The sequence below is a fragment of the Pontibacter aydingkolensis genome (assembly GCF_019443125.1).
Lineage (GTDB): Bacteria > Bacteroidota > Bacteroidia > Cytophagales > Hymenobacteraceae > Pontibacter > Pontibacter aydingkolensis.
In genome coordinates this window covers 84475-109678 of sequence record NZ_JAHYXK010000012.1, presented here as the reverse complement: position 1 = coordinate 109678, position 25204 = coordinate 84475, and the positions used below count along the sequence as shown (strand labels likewise).

General features: G+C 44.4%; 16 protein-coding genes and 1 tRNA gene. 6 read left to right on the top strand and 11 right to left on the bottom strand.

What is annotated here, in order from left to right; all coding sequences use genetic code 11:
• Positions 1-49: 49 nt before the first annotated feature.
• The 4 genes from K0O23_RS14360 to K0O23_RS14345 all read right to left on the bottom strand — a co-directional run bounded on the left by K0O23_RS14360 (position 50) and on the right by K0O23_RS14345 (position 7604).
• Complete coding sequence (locus K0O23_RS14360; protein WP_219878127.1) at positions 50-4117, bottom strand: Ig-like domain-containing protein; 4068 nt, start codon at positions 4115-4117, stop codon at positions 50-52.
• Positions 4118-4546: 429 nt separating this feature from the next.
• Complete coding sequence (locus K0O23_RS14355; RefSeq protein WP_219878126.1) at positions 4547-4897, bottom strand: STAS domain-containing protein; 351 nt, start codon at positions 4895-4897, stop codon at positions 4547-4549.
• Positions 4869-5369: a Fur family transcriptional regulator gene (locus K0O23_RS14350; protein ID WP_187067390.1), complete on the bottom strand. Its 501-nt coding sequence runs from the start codon at positions 5367-5369 to the stop codon at positions 4869-4871. The genes K0O23_RS14355 and K0O23_RS14350 overlap by 29 nt, the downstream gene beginning before the upstream one ends.
• 33 nt (positions 5370-5402) lie before the next feature.
• Complete coding sequence (locus K0O23_RS14345) at positions 5403-7604, bottom strand: RelA/SpoT family protein (RefSeq protein WP_219878125.1); 2202 nt, start codon at positions 7602-7604, stop codon at positions 5403-5405.
• A 263-nt stretch (positions 7605-7867) separates the two neighbouring features.
• Between K0O23_RS14345 and K0O23_RS14340 the strand changes: the two genes are divergently transcribed.
• From K0O23_RS14340 to clpX, 4 genes are all read left to right on the top strand, one after another.
• A tRNA-Leu gene (locus K0O23_RS14340) sits at positions 7868-7949 on the top strand.
• A 74-nt stretch (positions 7950-8023) separates the two neighbouring features.
• Positions 8024-9349, top strand: coding sequence for a trigger factor (tig, locus tag K0O23_RS14335; RefSeq protein WP_219878124.1), 1326 nt, complete (start codon positions 8024-8026; stop codon positions 9347-9349).
• An 84-nt stretch (positions 9350-9433) separates the two neighbouring features.
• On the top strand, positions 9434-10132 hold the full coding sequence (locus K0O23_RS14330) for a ClpP family protease (RefSeq protein ID WP_262902632.1): 699 nt from the start codon (positions 9434-9436) through the stop codon (positions 10130-10132).
• A gap of 349 nt (positions 10133-10481) precedes the next feature.
• Complete coding sequence (gene clpX, locus K0O23_RS14325) at positions 10482-11705, top strand: ATP-dependent Clp protease ATP-binding subunit ClpX (RefSeq protein ID WP_219878123.1); 1224 nt, start codon at positions 10482-10484, stop codon at positions 11703-11705.
• A 353-nt stretch (positions 11706-12058) separates the two neighbouring features.
• Here the strand turns inward: clpX and lpxB are convergent, their stop codons facing one another.
• The 4 genes from lpxB to K0O23_RS14305 all read right to left on the bottom strand — a co-directional run bounded on the left by lpxB (position 12059) and on the right by K0O23_RS14305 (position 15627).
• Positions 12059-13180 carry a lipid-A-disaccharide synthase gene (gene lpxB / locus K0O23_RS14320; protein ID WP_219878122.1) on the bottom strand — a complete coding sequence of 374 codons (1122 nt, stop codon included), beginning with the start codon at positions 13178-13180 and terminating at the stop codon, positions 12059-12061.
• Between the two features lie 69 nt (positions 13181-13249).
• Positions 13250-13675, bottom strand: coding sequence for a 6-pyruvoyl trahydropterin synthase family protein (locus tag K0O23_RS14315; protein WP_219878121.1), 426 nt, complete (start codon positions 13673-13675; stop codon positions 13250-13252).
• Positions 13676-14686, bottom strand: a complete 1011-nt coding sequence (locus tag K0O23_RS14310) for a FecCD family ABC transporter permease (protein ID WP_246597123.1) — start codon at positions 14684-14686, stop codon at positions 13676-13678.
• Positions 14683-15627, bottom strand: a complete 945-nt coding sequence (locus K0O23_RS14305) for an ABC transporter substrate-binding protein (protein WP_246597122.1) — start codon at positions 15625-15627, stop codon at positions 14683-14685. The genes K0O23_RS14310 and K0O23_RS14305 overlap by 4 nt, the downstream gene beginning before the upstream one ends.
• Before the next feature lie 62 nt (positions 15628-15689).
• Between K0O23_RS14305 and rfaD the strand changes: the two genes are divergently transcribed.
• Complete coding sequence (gene rfaD, locus K0O23_RS14300; protein WP_219878120.1) at positions 15690-16655, top strand: ADP-glyceromanno-heptose 6-epimerase; 966 nt, start codon at positions 15690-15692, stop codon at positions 16653-16655.
• A 141-nt stretch (positions 16656-16796) separates the two neighbouring features.
• Positions 16797-17255, top strand: coding sequence for a YciI family protein (locus K0O23_RS14295; protein ID WP_219878119.1), 459 nt, complete (start codon positions 16797-16799; stop codon positions 17253-17255).
• A gap of 81 nt (positions 17256-17336) precedes the next feature.
• Here K0O23_RS14295 and K0O23_RS14290 read toward each other — a convergent pair whose 3' ends face one another.
• The 3 genes from K0O23_RS14290 to K0O23_RS20410 all read right to left on the bottom strand — a co-directional run bounded on the left by K0O23_RS14290 (position 17337) and on the right by K0O23_RS20410 (position 25131).
• A complete protein-coding gene (locus tag K0O23_RS14290) occupies positions 17337-17672 on the bottom strand; it encodes a GxxExxY protein (RefSeq protein WP_219878118.1) in 336 nt (111 codons plus the stop codon).
• Positions 17673-17938: 266 nt separating this feature from the next.
• The gene (locus tag K0O23_RS14285; RefSeq protein ID WP_219878117.1) at positions 17939-21430 is read right to left on the bottom strand and encodes a hypothetical protein; all 3492 of its coding nucleotides are present in this window, start codon (positions 21428-21430) and stop codon (positions 17939-17941) included.
• Positions 21427-25131: a sensor histidine kinase gene (locus K0O23_RS20410; RefSeq protein ID WP_317195696.1), complete on the bottom strand. Its 3705-nt coding sequence runs from the start codon at positions 25129-25131 to the stop codon at positions 21427-21429. Before K0O23_RS20410 ends, K0O23_RS14285 begins: the two co-directional genes overlap by 4 nt.
• Positions 25132-25204: the final 73 nt, after the last annotated feature.

The window sequence follows — 25204 nt, the reverse complement described above, 5'->3', positions numbered from 1 at the left end:
TAAGGAAGAGTAGCCACAGTAATTCCTGCAGCTACTTTTTAAGGTGTTCTTAGAAAAGGATGGCTCGCTTAACCTCTGTGAATTTTCCGGCCTCCATACGGTAGAAGTAGGTGCCTTTGCTTAGTGCGTGGCCCTTGCTGTTTTTGCCGTCCCAGAAAATCTCATGCTCACCAGCGGCATAGGTATTGCGGTAAGTTCTTACCAGCTGGCCCAAAGAGTTGTAGACGCTGATAGTTACCTCCTCCTGCTCCGGTATGCTGAAGCGGATAGTGGTACCGCTTTGTGAGAATGGGTTCGGAGCGTTCTGGTGTAAAGTATACCCTGTTATAACAGGAACAGCTGTACTTCGAAGCGCTATACTTGCCTTTATTGGCTTTACATTCAGTTGCTGCAGGTTTTGGTTATAGGCAACGCTGCGGGTAAGGTCAGAAGTAATAGCCACATCAGTTTGTGTGTTCACCTCCCCTATGGCTTTAAACTTCATGTAGAAGATCGCGCTTCCTTCCGTTAAGGTCTGGCTCTTACCTGCGGGGTCGTCCCAGGCTGTGGTCAGTTTTCCTTCGCTTACTCTATGTGAACCGAATGCAGCTTGCGTAGCCCCGTTTTCTATACTTTGATATTCCAGCACTTTTGGATCCCAATTAAGCGTGAACTGGTAACTACTCACGTTCTTGAAATCATACACCTTTACAGGCACCAGTACTTCAGAGCCAGGGATTACCTGTTGATCATTTAGCTGTACCTGCAGGTTACCGGCAGTAGCTAGTCTTGCCGTGCTGGCATCCCAGGTATTGTTTACATCACCTATTTTCACACCTATAAAATCCTGCCCTGTTAGTGCCTTTACAATATTGGTATGTACCTGTACAGAGTCTTTGAACGGGAAAGGATTAGCTGGATCGCTGAATGTAAAATTCTGCGGCACAAACCTCCATTGACGCTTCCCTGGGAAGTGAGTGTCGATAGTTAATACAACTTTTCGTATGGTGGCAATGTCGGTTGTAGTGATAGTACCGGAGTTATCCGCATCTGCTGCCAGCATTTTATAAGGCGATCCTAAAGCCGTAACAGCTAAGATGTGTCTTCTGATCAAGGCAATGTCCAGGGTAGTGATACCATTGTACGCCTCCACATCATTGTTTTTGAAAGGACTGATAGTGTAAGTACCATTCTGCATCACCTCAAACTCATACAGTCCGTCCGGCTTCGTCTCAAATGGTACTGGAGTAGTGCCACCGGATGCTATAACATTTACAGTACGTATCCCCTCACTTTGCTCAGACTTAATTTTTCCGCTGATCTTAAGCAGCTTACGCACGGTAGCGGCTCCGGCTAGAGTTTTAACAGGTACAACAAAGCCATTCTTTTCTGACACCTCTATAGGAGTAGGCGTGCCTGTTATAGTAACCGGTGTGCTTGCACCCATGGCACCAGTTAATTTCAGGCGAAGGTTAAACAGTACAGTTGTATCAGGCAGAGAGTAGGCGTTTAGAGAAGCATCGCTCCAGGATAGCATCAGTTTACCAGTAGATGCCTGGCTGGTGCCAAAACTTGTAGCAGTAAGGTTAGTTAAGCCAAAGTCTTCTACAGCCATGAAAGTTGCTACAGTAGCGTCCCAGTTTACGCTGTATTGCATGCTTACAATGTTGGCAAAACCTTTTACCCTTACAGGAATCACAACTTCCGTATTCTGATAACCGCTTAGAGAGTCTGCATCAAAAGTTACTGGTTGCACATCTATTACCGTTACGTCTACAGTACCTGCTTCGCTGCTACAGCCATTAATGGTTGCTACCACGCTGTAAGTACCAGAGTTTGCTAGTGTTGCCTTTGCAATGGCAGGATATTGCATGGTAGAAGTAAAGCTATTTGGCCCGGTCCAGGTATAGGTGGCTCCTGCTACTGTGCTGGCACTTAAGTTGAGCGTGCCTCCAACCTGAACAGGTGCAGCTGTAGCGGTAGGTGTGGCTGGCACTTCCTTAACCGTAGCCGTAACTGCTGTTCGGGTACTTTCGCAGTTTGAGCCGTTAACTACAGACACATAATAAGTAGTGGTTGCACTCAAGCTTGGAGTAGTATAAGAAGCACCCGTAGCACCGCTAATGGCAGTACCGCCAGTAGCTGTTGTATACCAGCGGTAGCTAGCTCCTGATGGCGCCCCGCTGGCTGTTAAGGTTACTGTACCTGCTCCGCATCGTTCAACATCAGAAGCAGTTGGGGCAGTTGGCACAGAATTTATTGTAGCCGTTACAGCCGTTCTAGGGCTCTCGCAGTTTGAGCTGCTCACTACTGATACATAGTAAGTAGCCGTAGATGAAAGGCTTGTAGTAGTGTAAGTTTCAGCTGTTTCTCCACTAATGGCTGTACCGCCAACAGCAGCCGTATACCAGTGATAGCTTGCCCCTATCGGTGCACCTGAAGCAGATAAAGTAACAGCACCAGTACCACAGCGCTCAGCACCTGTAACAGTTGGCGCAGCAGGCACAGCATTTACAGTTACAGTAACTGCTGTTCTGGAACTCATACAGCCCGCAGCACTCAGCGTTTCTACATAATAAGTTGTGGTTGCACTTAGTACAGGTGTAGTGTAAAAAGCGCCTGAAGCTAATAATGTACCACCTGTTTCAGCTGTATACCAGCGGTACGTATAGGCAGCGTTCGGAGAGGTTATACTTAGTGTGGCAGTTGCGCCTTCACATATTACCGCGTCACTGGCCGTAGGAGCGGCTGGCATCGGAGAAATAGAGACTTTTATCGTGCTGCTTATACTTTCGGAGCACACACTACCTGAAGCTACTTTTCTTCTGAACCAAGTATCTGCTGTAAGGGCACCAGGTGTATAGTTCTGATCAGCTGCACCAGCTATAGCTGTGAAAGTTGATCCATCTGTACTCTGTTCCCAGGCATAAGTGTATGTGCCAGTCCCGCCTGTTGGAAGCGTACCAGTAAGCTGAGCAGGAGTCGCCCCGCTACATATAATCTGATCTGAAGATATGGTATTATTAGCCAAGGCCGGTATTACTTTCGCTTCAACGGCTACCCTAATACTTTCACAACCTGAGCTACTAACCGCTGCTACATAATAGGTTGTAGTAGCGTTTATACTTGGAGTAGTATAGGTAGCACCTGTTTCACCAGCTATGGCTGTTCCGCCTGTGGAAGTAGTATACCAGCGGTAAGAACCGCCTGTTGGAGCTCCGCTAGCTGTTAAAGTTACTGTACCCGATCCACAACGTTCTGCTCCAGTTGTAGTTGGTGCAGCAGGTGTTGTGCTGATAGAAATGTTGCTGCCGTTATTCGTTCCGGTAATAGCAGGTGAAGAAGCTATCACCCTGATACGGTAACCTGTACCTTCAGCGACAGTTGAAGGTATCGTTGCAGCAATTGGACTAGCAGTTCCTGTACCAATAACCGTCGAGGCAGCAAAAGATCCGTTAGCATCTGAAAGCTGCGCTGTAAATAAGTTGTCAGAAGTATAAGTACCTTCTGTTGTAAAGGCAACCCTCACGTTGCTTTCTGTGCACAAGCTGTTGCTAGCTAAAGCACTTGTTGTGATAGAGTATGCCGGCACTTGCACCTTACCAGCTTTGAGAGTAGTAGGTATCGTAATAAAATCCTTATCAACGAACTCTATAGCTGCAGGACTGTTAATAAAGCTGATGTTACTGCTTTTGCCGTATGTCCCAACCACCTTAAAACGGATAGCAAAAATAACGGCATTATCCGCCAAAGTCTTTCCTGCCAGTGTGGCATCATCCCAGGAGAAGATAACCTTACCGTTGCTAGCCTGAGCTGTTCCAAAGTTTGAACTTCCCATGCCAGGTAAGCCATACTGTTCTACTCCTACAAAACTTGCAACTGCAGGGTCAAATGAGATGGTGCCCTGGCCTGTAATGATGTTTCTAAAGCTTTTTACACGCACAGGCACCACTACCTCTGTATCTGGCATAGCAGAAACAGAATCGGCAGAAAGAGCAACAGGATCTGCTAATAATGCTTTGAAGGTAGATTGGATGTTTTCGCCGAAAGAAGTGGCGGTGCTGTTACCATAGAACTGCAACAGCATAACTAGTGTCGCAACAGCAATAAATGAATACTGAAGTAAACGTTTTATCATATAAAGTTTGTTTTCAAATGCATAAAGTTTTCCTGTAGTTCAGGAAAACTCTATTCTATTCTTACAGGTCTATTCTTACAGGAAGCAAAACATGCCAAATACAGCTCTTATTAAGCTTTAATTAATATATCTATATTTTGCGATATAAAATTGCATCAAATTTCTATTACTTCAAACTTTACAGTAGTTTTTTGATGTAGTTTATAGCTATAGCAGGAGAGTGTTGCGGCTTGATAAAACACTGGCAAACTGTACAAGTGCTTAAAAGCAGGGACATGAGCATATGCGCCAGAGCAACATGGCAAGGAAGCAGTACTTTATAAATTTAGAAGGAAAGCGTATGGCAGCTACAGTACCGGGAGAGATTACAAGAGAAATGGCAGGTACTGTTAAGCCTTTATAGGCTACCACGCACCTGCCATTATGGTTTTAGTAAATTGATTCCTTTAAGAATTGAGCTGCAAAGTTATCGTTTTCTGCGATAGTAAAAATCGCATTTAGCTTTGTAACGATAAGCAGCTTCCGGATATGATTGGATGGCTTAATAAGTACAAGCTCTCCACCCCGATTTCTAAACTTGGTAAGAAGTGATACCAGCACACCCATACCACTACTATCCATAAAACGAACATTAGACAAATCTACAGCACACAGTAAAACTTTACCATCCTGCTCGCTGTCTACAGCATCAATCATCTGCTGTGTATCGGTGCCTGCAATCAGGTCACCTTCCAGTCTTAAATACAGGATATCATCCTTCAGCTCTGCCTGATACTTCATGTTGCTTCTCCTCTGTAGCTTTTTTGGCACGGCAATCGCCGCAAATACCGTATAGGTTTAGGGAATGGTGCAAGATATGAAAATTTAGCAGTTCACCCACCATTGTCTGGATCTGGTGCACGCGCGGATCGCAAAACTCTACCACCTTATGGCACTCTGTACAGATAACATGGTCGTGCTGACGATAGCCGTATGATTTTTCGTACTGTGCCAGGTTACGGCCAAACTGGTGTTTGCTTACCAGGTCGTTCTCAACCAGCAGGTCTAATGTATTATATACTGTAGCGCGGCTAACCTGGTAGTTCTTGTTTTTCATACTTATATAGAGTGACTCCACATCGAAGTGCCCGTCGCGTGAGTAGATCTCTTCAAGTATAGCATAACGCTCCGGCGTTTTGCGCAGGCCCTTGCTTTCTAAGTATGCGGTAAAGATCTTCTTTACCTCTTCAAATTTAATATGATCTAATGCCATGTTTTCTATACTATATAATATAGTGTACTACTTTTAGTCGAATCGCTCTACAGTAAGCACACCGTTTACTTTACTCATGCGCTGAATCAGTTTCTCCAGGTGGCTGGTGTCGTTTACAAACACCATGATGTTACCTTCAAATATACCATCGTGAGAATCTATGGTGATGGAGCGCATGTTTACTTTTAAACTGGCTGAGATAATTCTGGTTAAGTCGTTTACCAGACCAACGCGGTCAGTGCCTTTGATGCGGATACCTGCCAGGAATGCAAGTTCTTTCTGATCTGTCCACTTTGCCTTAATAATACGGTTACCGTAGTTAGACATCAGTTCGATGCCGCGCTGGCAGTTGGTGCGGTGTATCTCAATGCCATCATCCTCTGTCTGGAAACCAAACACATCGTCTCCCGGAATAGGATTACAACAGGTAGCTACCCTATATGCCATGTTAGAGGTATCCTCCCCTATCACCAGCATGTCTGAGTTAACGCCTCTTATCTTCTGTACCTCTTTATCAAAAGACTTAAGGTCGAGCATGGAGGCTCCCTTTTCAGAAGTGGCCGTGAAGATAACTTCTTTTATATTCTTGATATCAATATGCCCGGTGGCAATTCTATAGTGCAGGTCCTGCAAAGAAGGCACATTAAAGAATGCCATCAGCTTGTTCATGTTCACCTGCGTATCCTGTACATGGAGCTGCTCCAGGCGTCGGTCCAGCATGATCTTACCTTGCTCGGCACGGTTCTTACGCTCTTCGCGCAAGGCTTCTTTAATTCTAGAGCGAGCCCTGGAGGTAACCACATACTGCAGCCACTCTTCGTTGGGCTTTTGCTTCTGCGATGTTAGTATTTCTACCTGATCGCCGTTCTTCAGTTTATAGCTCAGCGGAACCAGTTTCTGGTTTACCTTTGCTCCTAAACACTGCAAGCCTATCTGGCTATGTATCTCAAAGGCAAAGTCCAGGGCTGTGGCTTTATCCGGAAGTATGATCAGTTCTCCTTTCGGCGTAAACACGAATACCTCCTCTACGAAGAGGTTCTTCCTGAACTCATCCATGAACTCGAGCGCATTAGCCGTGTTGTTCTCCAGCATATCGCGCACTTTGTTGATCCACATTTCCAGTCCGGATTCGCCACCGTGCGCGCTATCGGTTTTATACTTCCAGTGGGCTGCATAACCGCGCTCGGCAATCTCATCCATACGTTTGGTGCGTATCTGCACCTCTACCCACTGCCCTGACTTACTCATTACCGTAGTATGCAGCGATTCGTAGCCATTGGCTTTAGGCGTGTTTACCCAGTCGCGCAGCCTGTCGGGGTTTGGCTGGTAAAAATCTGTTATGATAGAATACACCTGCCAGCAAGCTGCCTTCTCGTTCTCTAGGGGTACATCCAGTGTGATGCGTATGGCAAACAGGTCGTATATCTCATCAAAAGTGATGTTCTGTTTCTTTATCTTTTTAAGGATAGAGTATATAGACTTGGGCCTTCCTTTGATATTGAATTTAAAGCCATACTTGCGCAGTTCTTCCTCAATCGGAGAAATAAAGTCTTTTATAAACTTGCTTCGCGCGCTGCGTGTCTGCCGGATCTTATTCGAGATATCCTTGTACGTTTCGGTATCGGTATACTTTAGGTACAGGTCTTCCAACTCCGATTTGATGGCATATAAGCCCAGGCGGTGAGCCAGCGGCGCGTACAGGTACATGGTTTCGGATGCAATCTTCAGCTGCTTATGGCGAGGCATGCTATCCAACGTACGCATGTTGTGCAGGCGGTCAGCCAGCTTAATTAGTATAACCCGAACATCGTCGCTGAGGGTAAGCAGCATTTTACGGAAGTTCTCGGCCTGCTGCGAAGAGCCGTAATCAAAAACGCCGGAAATTTTCGTAAGCCCCTCGATAATACGCGCCACACTCGGACCAAACTCACGCTCCACATCCGCAATTTCCACATCGGTATCTTCTACCACATCATGCAAAAGTGCGGCAACAATAGAAGTAGTGCCCAGCCCTATTTCTTCTACAGCTATCTGGGCTACGGCAAGGGGGTGATATATATAAGGCTCTCCGGATTTACGGCGCATATCCTTGTGCGCCTCCACAGAGGTATTAAATGCTTTCTTAATTATTTTAGCGTCGTTGTCCTTTAAAAAAGGCTTCGCGTACCTTAATAATCTTCTGTAATATCTTAAGATCTCTTTGCGTTCTGCTTCCGGATCAATTGTTGTTACCATATGCTGTTTTAAAGTAAGCTACCAGCCTTTTAAAGAAAGGAAGCCTGCTATTAAGTATAAGTGGGTAGTGGCTTTATAAGTTTCAAATATATTTCAAATATAACTGATTCTGGGCTGCAATCAATAACCGCCTGTGTTAAAGGTAGTACGAATGTGCCAGTATATCTGAGTTGAAAAATATTTGAATTTTTTTTTTGAGAGGTATTGCAAATAAAAAAACGTTGCTTACCTTTGCATCACAATAACAAACAAGCACACTTCAAGCGGATGTGGCGAAATTGGTAGACGCACTAGACTTAGGATCTAGCGCTGCGAGGCATGGGGGTTCGAGTCCCTCCATCCGCACACAACACAAACCCTCAACAGCCATGTTGGGGGTTTGTTTTTACTAGATATTCCAAAATTAAATTTTTAAAGCCTTGAATATTACATTAAACCAAACCGACAGCACTAACGCACAACTGAAGGTAGTTCTGGAAGAGGCCGATTACGCTCCCAAAGTAGATCAGCAGGTTAAAGAATTCAGCAAAAAAGCTCAGATTAAGGGCTTCAGACCTGGTAAGGTACCTGCCGGCCTTGTAAAGAAAATGTATGGCAAGAGCATCCTGGTAGAGGAAATCAACAAGCTTTTGCAGGCAGAGATCTCAAAGTACATCAAGGACAACGATGTAAAGCTTTTAGGTGAGCCACTTCCTGAGCCAAACCATTCTGACATTGACTGGGACAACCAGAAGCAATTTGAGTTTAACTACAGTGTTGGTCTTCTTCCTGATTTTAACCTTCCGCTGGATAAAAGCGTAGAGGGTTACGCAATAGAGGTTGACAAGAAAACGATTGACGAGGCCTACGAAAACCTGAAGCGCCAGTTCGGCAAAACAGTAAACCCTGAGACATCTGAAGAAGGTGATTTTATCTCTGGTGAGCTGAAGCAGGTAGACGGCGAGTTCCAGTCTAAAACGCTTATCCCTACCACACGCGTAGTTGAAGGTAAAGATCAGTTTGTTGGCGTAAAGGAAGGCGATGTAATTAAGTTCGATATCCGTAAGGCTTTCGGTGATGACAACGCTGCACTTGCACACGTAACTGGACTGAGCAAAGAAGTTGTAGCTGACCTGAATGGTGAGTTTGAATTCACAGTTGACAAGATCAACCGTACAGAGGCTGCTGAACTTAACCAAGAACTTTTTGATAAGCTTTTCGGTAAAGACGAAGTAAAAACAGAAGAAGAGTTTGACGCCAAGATCCGTGAGACGATTAAGGAGAACTACGAGCGTGAGGCTGACAACCTTTTGTACCGCAATATCATCGATACATTAGTAGATAACGTTAATGTAGAATTGCCTACTGAGTTCTTTAAGCGTTGGATACAGGTTACGAACGAAGGCAAATTAACTGCCGAGCAGATCGAGGAGAACTTCGACAAGTATGTTCGTGAGCTGAAGTGGTCTATGATCAAGAACAAGGTAGTTGAGGAGAATGAGCTTAAAGTAAGCAACGAAGAGGTAGTTAACGCTACAAAAGAGAAGATGCTTGCTCAGTTTAACATGCCGGAAATACCTGAGGAGTTAATGGAGAGCATGAACAATTATGCAAACCAATACCTGCAGCAGGATAATGGCCGTAACTACATTAACGAGTACGAGCAATTACTAGCCGAGAAGGTGCTAGCTAAACTTAAAGAACAATTAACTGTTGCTGAAAAGACAGTTACTGCTGAGGACTTCAGAAACATGTCGTTTGAATAAGACGAATAAAAACAATATTGAAAAAAGGTCCTTTTTTAAGGACCTTTTTTTATTTTTGAGAAAACCGTAAACCTAAACAAGATGATGTTTAACAAAGACGAGTTCCGCAAATTTGCTGTAAAAGGCCAGGGCATGAGCGGCCTGGGCGTAGATCAATATATTAGCCACGTAGAAGGCAGGGCTATGCATACTATAGAAAGTATGACCCGTTCTGTAATCGAGGAAAGACCAACTAACTTCCGTGAGATTGACGTGTTTTCGCGCCTAATCATGGACAGGATTATTTTTCTGGGTACACAGGTAGATGACTTTATTGCCAACATTATTACAGCGCAGTTGCTGTTCCTGGAGTCGGCAGATGCAAAGAAAGACATCCTTCTATACATTAACAGCCCGGGTGGCTCTGTTTATGCCGGCCTTGGCATTTATGATACCATGCAGTATGTAAGCCCTGATGTAGCTACTATCTGTACTGGTCTTGCTGCCTCGATGGGTGCTGTCCTTCTGGCAGGTGGTGCACCTAACAAGCGCTCTGCCCTACCGCATGCTCGCGTTATGATTCACCAACCAATGGGCGGTGCGCAAGGCCAGGCATCTGATATCGAAATCACAGCCCGTGAGATCCTGAAGCTGAAGAAGGAGCTTTATGAGATACTTGCCCAACACTCAGGCAAAACATACCAGGAAGTATACGACAACTCTGATCGTGACTACTGGATGAAAGCCGATGAAGCAAAAGAGTATGGCCTGATTGACGAGGTATTAACCCGCAAAAAAGCTTAATTATAAACCGTTTCAAAATTAATTAAACCCGCCTCAGTAACCTGTGGCGGGTTTCTTGTTTAACCCTTTCGGACATTTTTAAGTAGACTAAATGAGCTGAAAAGCTTTGTAACGCTAAAATTTTAAAAAAATTATCAACAGACATATGTGGATACACAACAATTGTAAATATTTGTTTATCAAATAGTTGCATATTAATTAAAAAATATAGATTTTAGAATTTAAACCTTATTTTTGGGACAATAGTAATATTTGTATTCAAATATTTATGCAAGTATAAATTTGCAATTTTGTACCTTTGTTTTGCTCCGGTACCCGGAGTTAGACATTTTTGGATCAATCGTTTCGTATGGCTGAAATTACCTGCTCATTTTGCGGCAAAAACAAAAAGGATGTATCTGTGATGATTTCCGGTATAAACGCACACATCTGTGATCGTTGTATCGGACAAGCGCAGCAGATTCTGAATGAAGAAAATAAGATACGCGCCAACAGCCGTACTCCGAAGTTCAACCTGATGAAGCCGAAGGAGATGAAAACCTACCTTGATCAGTTTGTGGTTGGCCAGGATGACGCCAAGAAGGTGATGTCGGTGGCTGTTTATAACCACTATAAGCGCTTGATGCAGCCAACGGAGAATGACGATGTAGTGATCGAGAAGTCTAACATTATTATGGTGGGTGAAACTGGTACTGGTAAAACATACCTTGCCCGCATGATGGCCGGTATACTTCAGGTGCCTTTCTGTATTGCTGATGCTACTGTACTTACAGAAGCCGGTTATGTAGGCGAAGACGTTGAAAGTATACTTACACGCTTACTGCAGGCAGCAGACTATAACGTAGAAGCAGCGGAGCGTGGTATCGTATACATTGACGAGATAGACAAGATTGCCCGCAAAAGCGATAACCCATCTATTACCCGCGACGTGAGTGGCGAGGGTGTTCAGCAGGCTTTACTTAAGTTATTAGAAGGTACTGTAGTAAACGTTCCGCCGCAAGGTGGCCGCAAGCACCCTGAGCAGAAAATGATCACGGTAAATACAGAGAACATCCTGTTTATTTGCGGTGGCGCCTTTGTAGGTATCGACAGATTGATCAAAAACCGTTTGAACACCCGCCCTATCGGCTTCTCTAAGTCGAAAATGGACGAAACAGAAGAAAACGAGAACTTCCTGAAGTATATTACAGCACAGGACCTGAAGAACTTTGGTTTGATACCAGAGCTTATTGGCCGACTGCCAGTTACAACGCACCTTAACCCATTAGATAAGGAAACACTTCGACTAATTTTATTACAGCCTAAGAACTCTATCGTAAAACAGTACAAGCGCCTGTTCGAGATGGAGAACATCAATCTAAGCTTTGATGATAGTGCATTGGATTACATTGTGGAGAAAGCTGCAGAGTATAAACTAGGAGCACGCGGTTTGCGCTCTATCTGCGAAGGCATCATGACTGATGCCATGTTTGAGTTACCATCTGAAGAAGGGACGAAAGAACTGGTAATTACCGGTGATTATGCCCGCGAGAAATTTGAGAAATCTACGCTGAAGCAACTTAAGGTAGCTTAGGTATAAGTAGTACAAAGTATAAGCCCCGGTTCATATAGCCGGGGCTTCTGCTTTTATACTTTTATGGATTAATTACTACAGCTCCATATCCAAGTCTTCGTCAACAAAGGGAATAGTACGAGAAGCGTTGATAAGTAAAATGGATATCATCAGGCCGGTAAGTCCTAAGGCAATTAGTATAGATTTCATAGTCGTTCAGAAATTAGCATTAAGTTCTCCCTGTAGTTGTTACAGCGTTTATACTGCTATACGGATACAACTAATATTAAAGTTTGTTATATAAAGTATAAAAAGCAGGAGCCCCAGCTAAAGTAGCTGGGGCTCCTGCTTTTTATACTTCGAAGTTTATGATTTTATACTTTCTCTTCCTTCAAATAATCCACCATCAGCTCGGCAGCACGCTCAGCAGTACGGTAGTTGCCAATTTGCTTTCTCACCAGTTCGTACCCATCCAGTTGCTTTTTCAAGAAGTATTTATCGAACAATACCTGTTTCAGCTCTGCCACGATCTTCTTAGGCGTAAAGTCATCCTGGATTAACTCGGTAACTACAGGCTTATTAGCGATGAGGTTTACCAGCGAAATGTATGGGACTTTAATAACCAGCTTAGCGATAAAGTATGAAATGGCGCTGGTTTTATAGCAAACTACTTGCGGCACATTAAACAAGGCTGTTTCCAGAGTTGCAGTACCTGACGTTACCAATGCCGCTTTGGAGTGCGCCAGCAGATCGTAAGTCTGGTCGTAGATAATCTTGATGTTTGGGTCTTTGTTATATTGCTCGTAATACTCTTTGGAGAAGTTAGATACCCCAGCCACCACAAACTGGTAATCGCGAAAGGACGGCAGTACGCTGAGCATTACATCCAGCATGCTCTCTATCTCCTGTTTGCGGCTTCCCGGAAGTATGGCAATGATAGGCTTGTTGTGGTAGATTTTGTTCTTGGCCCGGAAATCGGAAACAGCTACATGGTCTGTAACAGAGTCATTCACAGGATTGCCCACATAATCTACCTTATAATCGAAGCGGCCGTAGAACTCTTCCTCAAAAGGCATGATCACGAACATACGGTCCACTACTTTTTTTATCTTGTGCACGCGCCCTTGGTTCCAGGCCCATATCTTGGGAGATATGTAGTAGAACACTTTCATGCCCTGCTTCTTGGCAAACTTAGCAACACGCATATTAAAACCTGCATAGTCTACCAGTATCACTACATCAGGCTGCCAGGTCTGAATATCGGCCTTACACTCTTTCAGGAAACCCAAAATTTTGCGCAAGCTTTTGAATACCTCGGCAAAACCCATAAAGGCCATTTCCTGGTAGTGGCGCACCAGGTTCATACCGGCTGCCTGCATCATGTCGCCGCCCCAACCGCGGATTTCCGCATCAGGGTCCTGCAGGCGCAGTTGCTTTATTAAATTTGAGGCATGTAAGTCACCGGAACGCTCGCCAGCTATAATGTAATATTTCATGCAATCCGTGTACTTTCTGGGCTACCTGTAAAGGCGGTAAAAATAAAAATTGGGATTGTAGTGGAAGGATTATTCCTCACCAAAATACTCTACGTAGTTACGTGGTGTTTCGTACAGTTTCAGGCTGTGTAATTTTGCTCTGCCGCCGGTAATTTCTGTAATGCGAGGCTCCAGAATTTTCCAGAACTCAATGGTCAGGTTTTCGGTGCTGGCCAGTTTGCCTTCCATAAAAGGCACATCCATGTTCAGGTTCTTGTGGTCTACCTTTTCGATGATGTGCTTGCGGATAAGCGTGCTCAGTTGCTTCAGGTCAATAACAAAACCCGTGTCAGGGTCTGGCTTGCCTTTTACAGTAGTGATAAGCTCAAAATTGTGGCCATGCCAGTTAACGTTGGCACAAGGGCCGAACACTTCTTTATTCTTCGCCATCGACCAATTCGGGTTATACAGCTTGTGGGCTGCATTAAAGTGCTCTAACCTGCTTACGTAAATCATTTAACCTCTAAAATTGTAATTCTTTTTGAACAGCAAATATACGAAGAAAGGAACACCAAAGAACGAAGTAATGATTCCAATTGGCAGACCAGCCGGCGGATAAATTACACGCGACAGCAAATCACACAAAAGCATAAAAAAACCGCCTGCAAAAGCACAGAAAAGCAGGTTACCACGGCCTGTTGTTCCCATCACAGCACGCGTTACATGCGGTATGATCAAACCAACAAAACCAACCGGACCTGAAGTAGCCACAGCAAAACCCGTAACCACCGATACCACGCCCATAATTACCCACCTGGTTTGGGCCACTTTTACTCCCATTGCCTGCGCCCGCTCCGAGCCTAACAAAAGTATGTTTAGTTGTTTCTGATAAAAGGCAAAAAACAAAAGCGCCAGTAAAATAGTAACAGCCGGATACGCCACCAGTTGCCAGGTTGCCCGCTCAAAACTCCCCATCGACCAGAAAATAACTGACTTCAGTTTACCCTCAGAATCTGACAGAAAAGTGAGCATACCAACCATAGCCGTACAAAGCGAACTCATGGCAATGCCGGCCAGCAGCATTTGGCTCGGGATAAGCTGCCGCTTACGATAGCCAAGTATAACCACCACCAGCGTAACCAGAAATGCACCTGCAAAAGCAAAAACAGATGGCAAGTATAAACCGGCCATACTTACAGGCACAAAGCCAAAGAAGACGATAACAGCACCTAATGATGCTCCTGAAGCCGTACCCAGCAAGTATGGATCGGCAAGGCCGTTGTTTACCATCGCCTGCATCAGGTAACCGCAAAAAGCCAGCGATGCACCAACTACCAAAGCCAGCAGCAAACGCGGCAAGCGCAGATGAAGTATGGCAAAGTGGGTTGTATTGTTGGCATCGTAGTGGAAAATGGCATCCCAAATGGTAGCAGCATTGGCCTCGAAAGAACCTACCTGCAACCCCAGCCCCAACACTACCACAATAAGCAGCAGTGCAAGTATAAAGTATAAACTACGGCCTATCATGGGTATAAAAAGCCCTCCAACTCCCTCAGCGACTCTACTATCCGTGGTCCTGGCCTGGACTGTAAATTGTCGGTTGGGTCGTAGATGCGGTTATTCTGATATGCTTTTATTTTTCGCAGCTCCGGGTAAAGGCCGAAAAATTCGTTTTCCAGTTTTTCTTTAGAACCTCCCAGCAATACATCCGGGTCAAGCTTTAAAATGTACTCGCGGGTAAGCGCCGGATAAGGTTGCTCAAAGACTTCCTTCACGGCATTCTCTGCGCCTAAAATTCTGAGTTTATCTGTAAAGATGGTGTTTTGCCCGTATACATAAATCGGATCTTTCCAGGTGATAGCCAACACCTGCTGCGGCTGCTTTACATTTTTATACTTTTGAGCCATACTTGATACCTCTTTACGAAGAGAATCAGCTAGGTAGTGAGCCTCCTTTTCCCGACCCATAATTTGGCCAATTTTCTCCATGCCGGTAAAAACGTCTTCTACGGTTCTATACTTCTGATAATAAACCGGCACACCCAGCTCCCCTAGCCTCTCCGCCACATCCAGCGGTGTAATGCCCTCAACAGTAAAAATCAGGTCCGGCTTTAGCTGCAGTACTTGCTCATAATCTACCGGGTAATTGCTAACTATTGGCTTAGAATAAACAGCTGCGGGATAATCGTCGTTCGGGGTTCTGGCAATAATAGTACTGGTATCGAGCACTGCATACAGCATTTCCGTCATAGAAGAGGCAAAGGCAAAGACACGCTTTGGCTGGCTTTTTAGTTCCAGCTTTCGCCCCAGGTCATCTTCAAGTATGATTCTCGCAGCTGCTTCATCTTTATGCGTATTACTACCGCAGCCACAAATCAGCAAAAGTATGAAAGCAGCAACACAAAGTATGGTATACTTCAAAAGCATAGGCTTCGTGTTCATTGCCAAAGTATAGGTGCGTATTGCCAAGGTTGCGTAGTTTATTTTCGTAAATTTAGCGCAAATTTCGATACAGGATTTAATTTAAACCTATGATAGTAGTAACCGGTGCGGCAGGCTTTATCGCGAGCTGCCTAGTAAGCAGACTAAACCAAGCCAACTTTAACGACATAGTAGTAGTAGATAACTTTTCGGTAGCCAAAAAAGAGAGCAATCTAAAAGGCAAAAAAATAAAAGAGTATGTAGACCGCGACGCTTTTTTTGAGTGGCTGGACGAGAACTACGAAGAAGTAGAGTTTATCTTCCACCTGGGGGCCCGCACCGACACTACCGAGTTTAACAAAGATGTGTTCGACTTGCTTAACCTGAACTACTCCAAGAAAGTATGGAATGCCTGCTGCGAATACCAGATTCCGTTGGTATATGCATCTTCGGCTGCTACCTACGGCTCCGGCACCTTAGGTTACGACGACGATGAGGCTACCATTCCGCTTCTAAAACCGCTTAACCCTTACGGTGACTCCAAGAACGATTTCGACATCTGGGCACTTGAGCAAACAGCCAAGCCGTTCTTCTGGGCTGGCCTAAAGTTCTTTAACGTGTATGGCCCTAACGAGTACCACAAAGGCAAAATGGCCTCAGTTATTTTCCATGCTTATAACCAGATAAAGGAAAAAGGTAGCATGAAGCTGTTCCGCTCACACCACCCAGATTTTGCTGATGGCGAGCAGATGCGTGATTTTGTGTATGTGAAGGATGTGGTGGAAGTGTGCATGTTTTTGATGCACCACCGTAAAAACTCAGGAATTTACAATCTGGGCTCCGGCAAGGCACGCACTTTTATGGCATTAGCGCTTAACACTTTTGATGCCATGGGTATAACCCCTGAAATTGATTTCATGGATACCCCTGAGAACCTGCGCGACAACTACCAGTACTTTACGGAGGCCAACATGAGTAAGCTTCGCTCTATCGGGTACGACAAGCCGTTTTATACTTTGGAAGAGGGTGTAAAGGATTACGTGCAGAATTACTTGATACCGGGAAAGTATTACTAGACCGGTGATTAAGGGGATTTTAATGATTAGAGTGATTTTCTAAATAACGATTAGGGCAAGTATGGTTTAGGCTATACTTGCCTATTATTTAAAAGATGTAATTTATAGATTCAGAATTCTTATTAAAGTTTGCTTATACTTATGAAATATATTTTTGCCCTTGCTATATTTTTCTGTGTTGGTTTTGCCGCCAATGTGCAGGCTCAAAATCCAGCTTACAACAAGGCGTTAGCCGACTCGCTGGGTGCTGATGATAATGGTATGAAGCAGTATGTGCTGGCTATACTTAAAACCGGCTCTAACACCACCACTGACAAAGAAGAGTTGAATAAATATTTCCGGGGACACATGGAGAATATTGGCAGGCTGGCAAAAGAGGGAAAGTTAGTTGTAGCAGGTCCGTTGGGCAAGAACGATAAGACTTACCGCGGTATTTTTATACTTGATGTGAAGACTGTAGAAGAAGCACAGAAGCTAGTCGAAACGGACCCTGCTGTTAAGGCCAAGATTTTTGATATAGAACTTTATCCGTGGTATGGTTCTGCTGCGCTGCCGATGTACTTGCCGGCTAGTGAGAAAATAGCGAAAATGAAACCCTGACCACAGATTAATGGGATTTTAATGATTGGGATTGATTTTCTCTAATAAGCTTAAAAAGATTATTTTCAGTAGAGAAGTCTTTTATGATTTATACTTTGGGTTGATAAGTCTTCTGAACTCAAGGCTTTTTGATCCGAAATTTAACAGCATACCTATTTCCAGATTGTAGGCTTCGAGGTAATTTACTGCCTGCGCCAAATGCACATCTTCTAGTTTAGCAACGGCCTTTATTTCAACTGGTATAATTCCGTCTACAAGAAAATCAACCCTTCTGCCTCCAACTTTTTCTCCTTTGTAGAAAATTGGCATTTCGAATTCTCTCTTAATTTTCAGGCCTTGTAACTGCATTTCCTTTTCCAAGGCACGCTGATAAATTACCTCCTGAAACCCATTTTTTAAAATGCAATGAACCTCCATTGAGGAGCCAATGACTTTGAGGTAATATCCGCATACTTATGGCTTCTGCTAAGCACATTCTGCAAACCATCTAACTGAGTAGCTTTGTACATGTTTACAATGATCAATTGAAATCATAAAACAACTCAACTACAAACCATCAATTAAAATTCAAATCTGCCGCAATCAATCAATCAATCAATCAATCAATCAATCAATCAATCAATCAATCATCCTTTAGGCAAAGAAAATCTATCCCAATCACTAAAATCCCCTTAATCACCGGTCTAGAAGAGCACCGACACCTGCGTTCTCCCTGTATGCACTGCCCCTATTCCGTTGGCTTTGCGGCCATCGTAATTAAGCGCGATGTTAAGGCCGTTGCTCAGGCGTTGCTGCAGGTTTAGCGACCAGGTGAGGTTGTTGCCGGGGCGTAGCGCATTTAATATCTCGTAACCTACATACGAATTGATGTTGCCAGTATACTTTATGTTCACAAACCGGAAGTTACCAGTTACGGTCCGCTTACTTACCTGGCTCAGTTTTGCCTCAAGCCCTAGTTCGTTAAATATGGCCTCTTGTTTATCATCTTCAGGAGCAAACTCATTTTCACGGTTAGCAAACTGATACGTGCCCGTAAACCTCAAACGGGTGTTGGGCTGGTAAGAAAGCTCCGGCGTTAACTCCTGCGACACAATCCGGAAGTTCTTCGATTCAAGAAAGTTGGACTGGTTCTCGCGGATAGCCTGCACTGCTCTTAACTGTGTGCTTAGCACCTCGTTCAGGTTTAACCTGCCAACTAACTGGTGGCTGCCTACATTGCGTGTTTCGGTACCGTTGGCCAATAAAGACTTCTGCTGATTTTGCTGCGCCGTATATTCCACGCCATACTGTGGATTGCTGCGGTTATAGTATAATGTGTTCCGCAGCGACTTTGCCATCGAGATCAGGAACTCATCTTCAAAATTCTGGCTAAATGGGTTGAAGCGGTTACCCAGGTCGCTGTCGGTTGTTTTCTTATCTATACTTACAAAACTGAGCATCGAGAATTTGGAGGCCAGCCCCTTTATACCTTTCTGGCTGCGCCAGCTGCGCGGGCTATTGGTGTTGAGGCGGTACGTAAAGCGGTTGGTATATGCGTTTACATACTCATCTGTAGGCAAGAAAATTTTTATGTAGCGCTGCTGGTCTACAGTCTGTGCTTCCAGGTAATCATTAAGGTCGTTTAGGTTGCCGCCTTCACGAAGGTAATGCGTACCCTGCCCCGGCAGAGTTTCCCTGAAAATGAAAACACGCTTCAGTTCTCGTCCGGTGCCTATCGAATAACTCATCTCCGACCTGAAACTTCCATTCAGAAAACCGGCATTCCAGTCTGTACGTGCTTGTACATTTTCTTCATTCTTGGCATTCTCCAGGTCTAATTTGCGGTAAGTGGCCTGTACTGCCAGATCGCTTTCAGGGCCAAGTAAAGTTTGCAGTATGGCATTGTAAGTCTGCCCGACTTCCGGGAGGCCGAGTTCACCGGTTCCGGTTGGGCGCAGGTCTTTACGGTAACTGTAGTCTACACGAAAGCGGGTACGTGCTGTATCGGCACTCTCAATGTAAACTACATGCTCATCAAAGTACATGGCAGAGCCTGTCACAGAGTCGGTGCCCAGCGCGGTTAGTTTATTTTTATCGAAACGATAGATATAGCCCGGAGCAATTTTACTCAGATTATACTTTACGCCCACATCACCCCGGTACCATTCCGACTCACGCTCCTGCTGTTCGCTGTTGAGCATAAAAAAGTTGTTTCGCAACTCCACGCGTCCCAGCTTTTTCCAGGCGTCGAGGTAATGCTGCACGCCATCCAGCTGCTCATCGCGGTAGCGACGGCTGATGCGGTAATTAAAAAAGTTGGCAGCATCCTTTGCAGCTCCTAACGAGAAATTAAAAATGTGATCTTCTGCGTTTTCATTGTTAAGCGGCAAACTCCAGTCACGGTCAAACTCTATAGGCCGGTAACGATCTATAGGGCTAAAGTTCTGATCGGTGTATTCGTAGTTTAAGGTACTATTTAGTTTATACTTCCCAAGTAACTCTATTTCCTTATCCTGAACAGTATAGCCCAAGCGTACGGCCTTTCCCTTATCGTCGCCGGAATCAACATCCGAAAAGCGGTTAAGGTCGTTCTCTGAGGCTGCCCCTTCGGCAAATACATTTACACCTTTCTGGAGTTCGTAGTTACCGCCAAAGGTCATTAACTGTTTTTTTCGGGGTGTAGGCAATATCCGAACCGGTGCAAAGTTACCCTGTGGCACACCGTTAACAGGTGCAACCCAACGGTATACCCTGCCATTTACAGCATCCGTAGATGCCACATAATCCCCTTGGTTAGCTCCTACCTCTGTAAAGCGTACATTGTAAAAGGCATTCTCGGGATTATTGCTGTACACATAAACGCTGGCCATACTTTGCCCGTTATTGTAAACCGTATCGCGACGGGCATACAGGATCTGGCTCGGGTCAAAAGCAACACTATCGGCGCCTGGGGTTACAGCCTGATCCAGGTTATCGCCTATACTTGCCAGCAGGCGCTTCTGCTCGTCCTGCAGGTCCAGGTTAATAAGGTTATTCGGGTTATCGGACTCATTGTAGTAGTTGCCGTATACTTTCAGTTTGCCCATGTTCTGGTAGTGGTTCAACGTATAGATGCCCCGGCTGTAGTTCTGGTCCGAGTACTCAAAGTCTACCCTGATGCGTGTGTTTCGGGTAATGACATGGCGTGTGGTAAAGGTAATCTCGGCCTGGTTATAGTCAATCACATAATCGTAGTCGTAGCCTCTAGTAAGTAGCCTGCCGTCAATAAAAACCCGCTCCGAGTTAGCTAACACAATAATAAAGCGTTCGTTGTTAGGGCCGCGTAACCGGTAAGGCCCTAGAACTCCCTCCAAAGGTTCTACCTGCTGCGAGGCAAACTTGCCTTTTGATACCGAAGCTGCCACTGCTGTTACGCCCTGCCTCTCCGGCGATTTACCGAATACGGTTTCGAAAGCTGCGCCCTGCACATTTTTGTAGTACTGCAGAAAGTATGAAGGTTTGTTACGCAGCACCACATCCCCGGCTGTTAACTGCCATTGTTTGTGATTAAGCGTAATGTATACTTTATCGAATTCCTGCAGCTGCTGGGTATTGCCTTCCGGCTGAAAAGGGATGTTTTGGTCAGTGATAGCGGCTGTTATACTTATATCCTCAGTAAGTTTACCGTCCAGTTGCAAGTTCAGCGCAGAGTTTACAAAAACACTTTGGGTGTTGCCAAACGAAATACCCCTGCTTATACTTCCTGTTTTATTTAGCCCCGGTGTCCTGAAGATTTCTTCTTTGGTGCTGATATCTTCTTGGTAAACATTTCGCTGGAATGGGTTTAGCTCCAGCTTTGTAATATCGCGCTTAAAAGCTGGTTTAGTAAGGTTAAGCGGCATTACCCTGAAACAAACCAGCACAGAATCTGGCGCAGGAATCAGAGTGCCAGCACGGTCTATCAGAATAGAATCCGCCGCAGGAAACCGGGTAAACCTAAACTCTTGTGTACTGTAGTTATAGTCAAAGGCAAATTGTTCTTTGTGGGGGTGCACAACTGAAATGGTGCCGGGCTCGACGGTGAGTGAGTCAAGTATAAATGCCTCTCCGGTAACAGGCAGCAGTTTGCAGCGCTGGTTACTAAAAGTGGTTTGGGCTACCAGCGGAAAGCTAAGCCAGAACAGCAGCAACAGCAGGCACAACCCTCTTACACTCATACTTTAGCCAGTGGTAAAGAAATATAAAACGTTGTGCCTTTCCCCTCTTCCGTCTCAAACCAAATCTGGCCGCCTGCGTTCTCAATTCCTCTTTTAGCCACAGCCAACCCTATACCTGAGCCTGTATACTTGGTGCTGAAATTGGGAATAAACACTTTCTTTTTTATATCCTCCGGAATTCCGCTACCATTATCTTTAATGGCTATCAGCACCTTATCGCCGGGCTGGTGGTTTAAACTTATCCTGATATGAGGTTTCCGGGTAGCAGGCACGGCTTGTATTGCATTTAATAACAGATTATTAAACGTACGCACCATTAGGTTTTCGTCTGCCACTACAACTACCTCCTGCCCATCAAAATTTGTTTCTACAATAGCAGTGGCCGGATCGTTGTGCAGGTCAGCAGACTTGCGTAAGGCAGCTGCCACGTCTATGCGCTCCTGCTTCGGTTCTGGCATCGAGGTAAAACTGGAGAACGAGGTAGCAATATCGCTCAGTATGTTGATTTGGGTGATAAGCGTGTGCGATATCTTTTCTATTAACTGCTCTGTGTTCGGTTTTTTCTCTGCTATAGCTTTCTGCAAGTACTGCAAAGAAAGCTTCATTGGCGTAAGCGGGTTCTTGATTTCGTGCGCCACCTGACGTGCCATCTCCCGCCAGGCTGCCTCTTTCTCCTGCATGGCCAGTTCTTCCTTGTTCTGCTCCAGCGTTAACAGCATCCGGTTATACTCGTTTACAAGCATTCCAATCTCATCGGTGCCTTCATAGGCCAGCATCTCGTTTTTCCCTGTAAGGGAGGTACGCTTTAGCTTGTCGGCCAGCATGCGCAGCGGTACAGTTAAAGCCCTTGAGGCAAAAAAGGTAAGTACCATAAACATGATGAACATAACTGTAAAGATGTTCATCGTAGTCGTGATCAGCTCAATAAGCTTCAGATCTAGTTCTTTTTCAGAATCAAAGAATGGGATACCGATAAACCCAATCAATTCATCAGCGCCATCATCATTTCGGATGGGCAGGTATACAGCATTAAAGTTTAAATTGCCAGCCTGCTCATCGGCCAGTACACGCAATGCTTGCCTCTCTGAAATAGCAGCAAAAGCCTCTGGGTTGATCAGGTCGGAGAGTAAACCCGTTTCAAAGATCAATGGCTGACTTGTTACAAGCAGTTTGCCACGGCGATCGTACAGGTTTATATCTGTTTCTGATATGGAGGCAATTTCGGAAATCCTTTTCTGAAGCACTCTCCTGTTTTCCAGCGTACCTGAGCCAATAAATGAGTTCAGGTTTTCCTGGATTGCTCTTCCCCTTTGCTCATAAGTGGTCATGAGATCTTTTTTATAAGATGCCGTTACAAGGCTGGCGATGGCTATACTTACAAGCAATAGCGGTAAAAGTATACCAAAGTTGAGGAACACCTGTATCTTGGTACTAAAGTTAGGCCTGAACTCACGGATATACTTGCGTCGGGACAACAAGATAAGTAGCCCTAAAAGTATAAACCCAGCAATGTATATGAGAAGCAGGAAAGAAAAATTAGAAAGAATTTCCTTTACGTTATACTTTTCGTTGGTAACAACAAGCACCTTGTCTTTACCTGCAGGCACACCAAAATGGTGGTAGTCACCCTGGTTATGCCCATCTACATAAAACTCAGAATGGCCGATGTGCACCGGGTCCAGGTTAGTGGCGTAATCGTACTCTCCTTCGCTATAACTAAGTTTACGATCTTCATAAATGGCATAGCTCAGCATGTTTACCCGGAAAGGCTGGCTATGTTGCTTGTCGCTGAGTAATTCAGGTACAAGGCTATGCGGTAGCATGCGCTTTAGGCTAAGCTGCAGTACAATGGTGCCTTTAAGATACTTACTAACTGGCACATCTATTACTTTAAAATAAGTGCGGGCATTATACCTGCTGGGGTCCTTTACCAGAAATAAATTTGGTCTTTCTGTCTGTGTGTCTGGAGTATCATACTTTAACAGCAGTTCTTGCAAAGTGGCTGTTGTTGTATCGGCACTTTCCAGGGTACGGCCCTCGCTATCAAACAAAAGCACATTCGTTTCATACTTATCAAAATACTCCTTTAAATATTGTTTTGATATTTTGCGTTTGATAAAGCCTGCATCGATGTATGGCCCCATCATTTTAGTTTGTATCAGTTTGTCTCTGGCAATCTTTCCGGAAATTTCGTCGAGAAGGTATTCACCTAAAACATCGTTATCCTGCAATAAGCTGGAAGCAAATTTCTGCTTGTATAGTTTTACTTCTTCCTGGTAGTGGTTGTATAGAGAAAACGCACCAACAACAGCACTTACCATCACCATCAGGAAAAAAAAGAGGTATGTTCTGTAAGGCAAACTTATGGCATTTGACCTTTGGGCAGCAACTATTACAATAAGCCAGAAAATAGTTCCTGTTAGTATGGTTGCATAAAAGGATAACTCAAAAACAGCAATAATAGCTAATAGCAAAACTGTAAGCAGCAGCAACACTTTATAGGGCCACAGGTTATATGTACGCTGTAAAAGCACCGATACTACTGTACTTAGTATATAGGTAAACAAAGCTACAGCAACGGTATGCCCCAGCATAATACCATAGATGACGACTTTATACTTTGTAAATTCCAGTGATTGTGTAATATCCAGCACCAGAGGTGAGTTGTGGTACAAGCCGTGGTAGAACTGATAAAGGACAATGAGCAGTATATAAAAAATAATAATACAACTGATGATGTACCATTTAGCCTGTTGCTTTTTAAGCTCTTTGAGTTGCGCAATTACCCGGTTGTACCTAAATAGATATATACCTGCCCCGGCAACAGTTACAAGCAGCAACATATTCAGGGCCAAGTCTCCTACAGATGGCGACCAGAACGAAGCAGCATATAGTTTAGGGTCAAAAACCTCTACTTCAGCAATAGAGAAAGGAAGATTGAGCAGTAAAAGTGTTAACCTGAACAGCACTAACAATGTTAAAAAAAGAATCACACCTTCATTATGCATGCCTCGCATAGCCAGCCTGCGGGCTAGCGCAAAACCAAACATTACAAAGAGAACAGTGCCTGACAAAATTAGAACCAACTCCAGCCACTCACGCTCTGATTGTTTCTGCTCTTCTTTAAAATTCAATGCAAACAAAAACCTGCCATCTTCTGTTAATACAACCGGCAAGTTTTGGTATCTCTCCAATTCTGGCTTTGCGTCAATACCCTTCAGTATTTCTCCTCTTCCTTTACTCTTAGAATTAAGGATATTAAATTTACTGTTTAACTGCAGCGGTACAACTGTGTAAATCGAATAATCACCTGCCTGATGCGGCACAATGACAAAGGTGCCATACTTGCTCCTGGCAGTACTAACCCTTGAAACGGTATTGGTAATATCCAGATCTGGAACAATAGCGTGCTCTGACCAGAAAATCAATTTGCTGCCTTTGAAAATAAATGTAGGATAATCTACTTCCTGGAGGAAATCGGAAAAAGAGAGGGAATCTTTTCTTAAATGCCGGCTGATTTGAGTGCCCTCATTCTGAGCATCTCTTATAAGCTCATGCGTACGTGTGGTTACAGAAGATAGCTGAGAACTGTAATCGGCTTTATCAGCCCAATCAGGAAAATTAAAATGTAATGCTGCCGCAGCAAAAAAGCAGAGTAGCGCAAAGAAAAGTAGAATTAAGGGAGTTGCCTTCTGGTTCACAGTAATGTGTTTATCTACGAATTTAAGTAAAACGCAAGATAACCCCTATAAATTCCTATTGAATTTAGCCTCT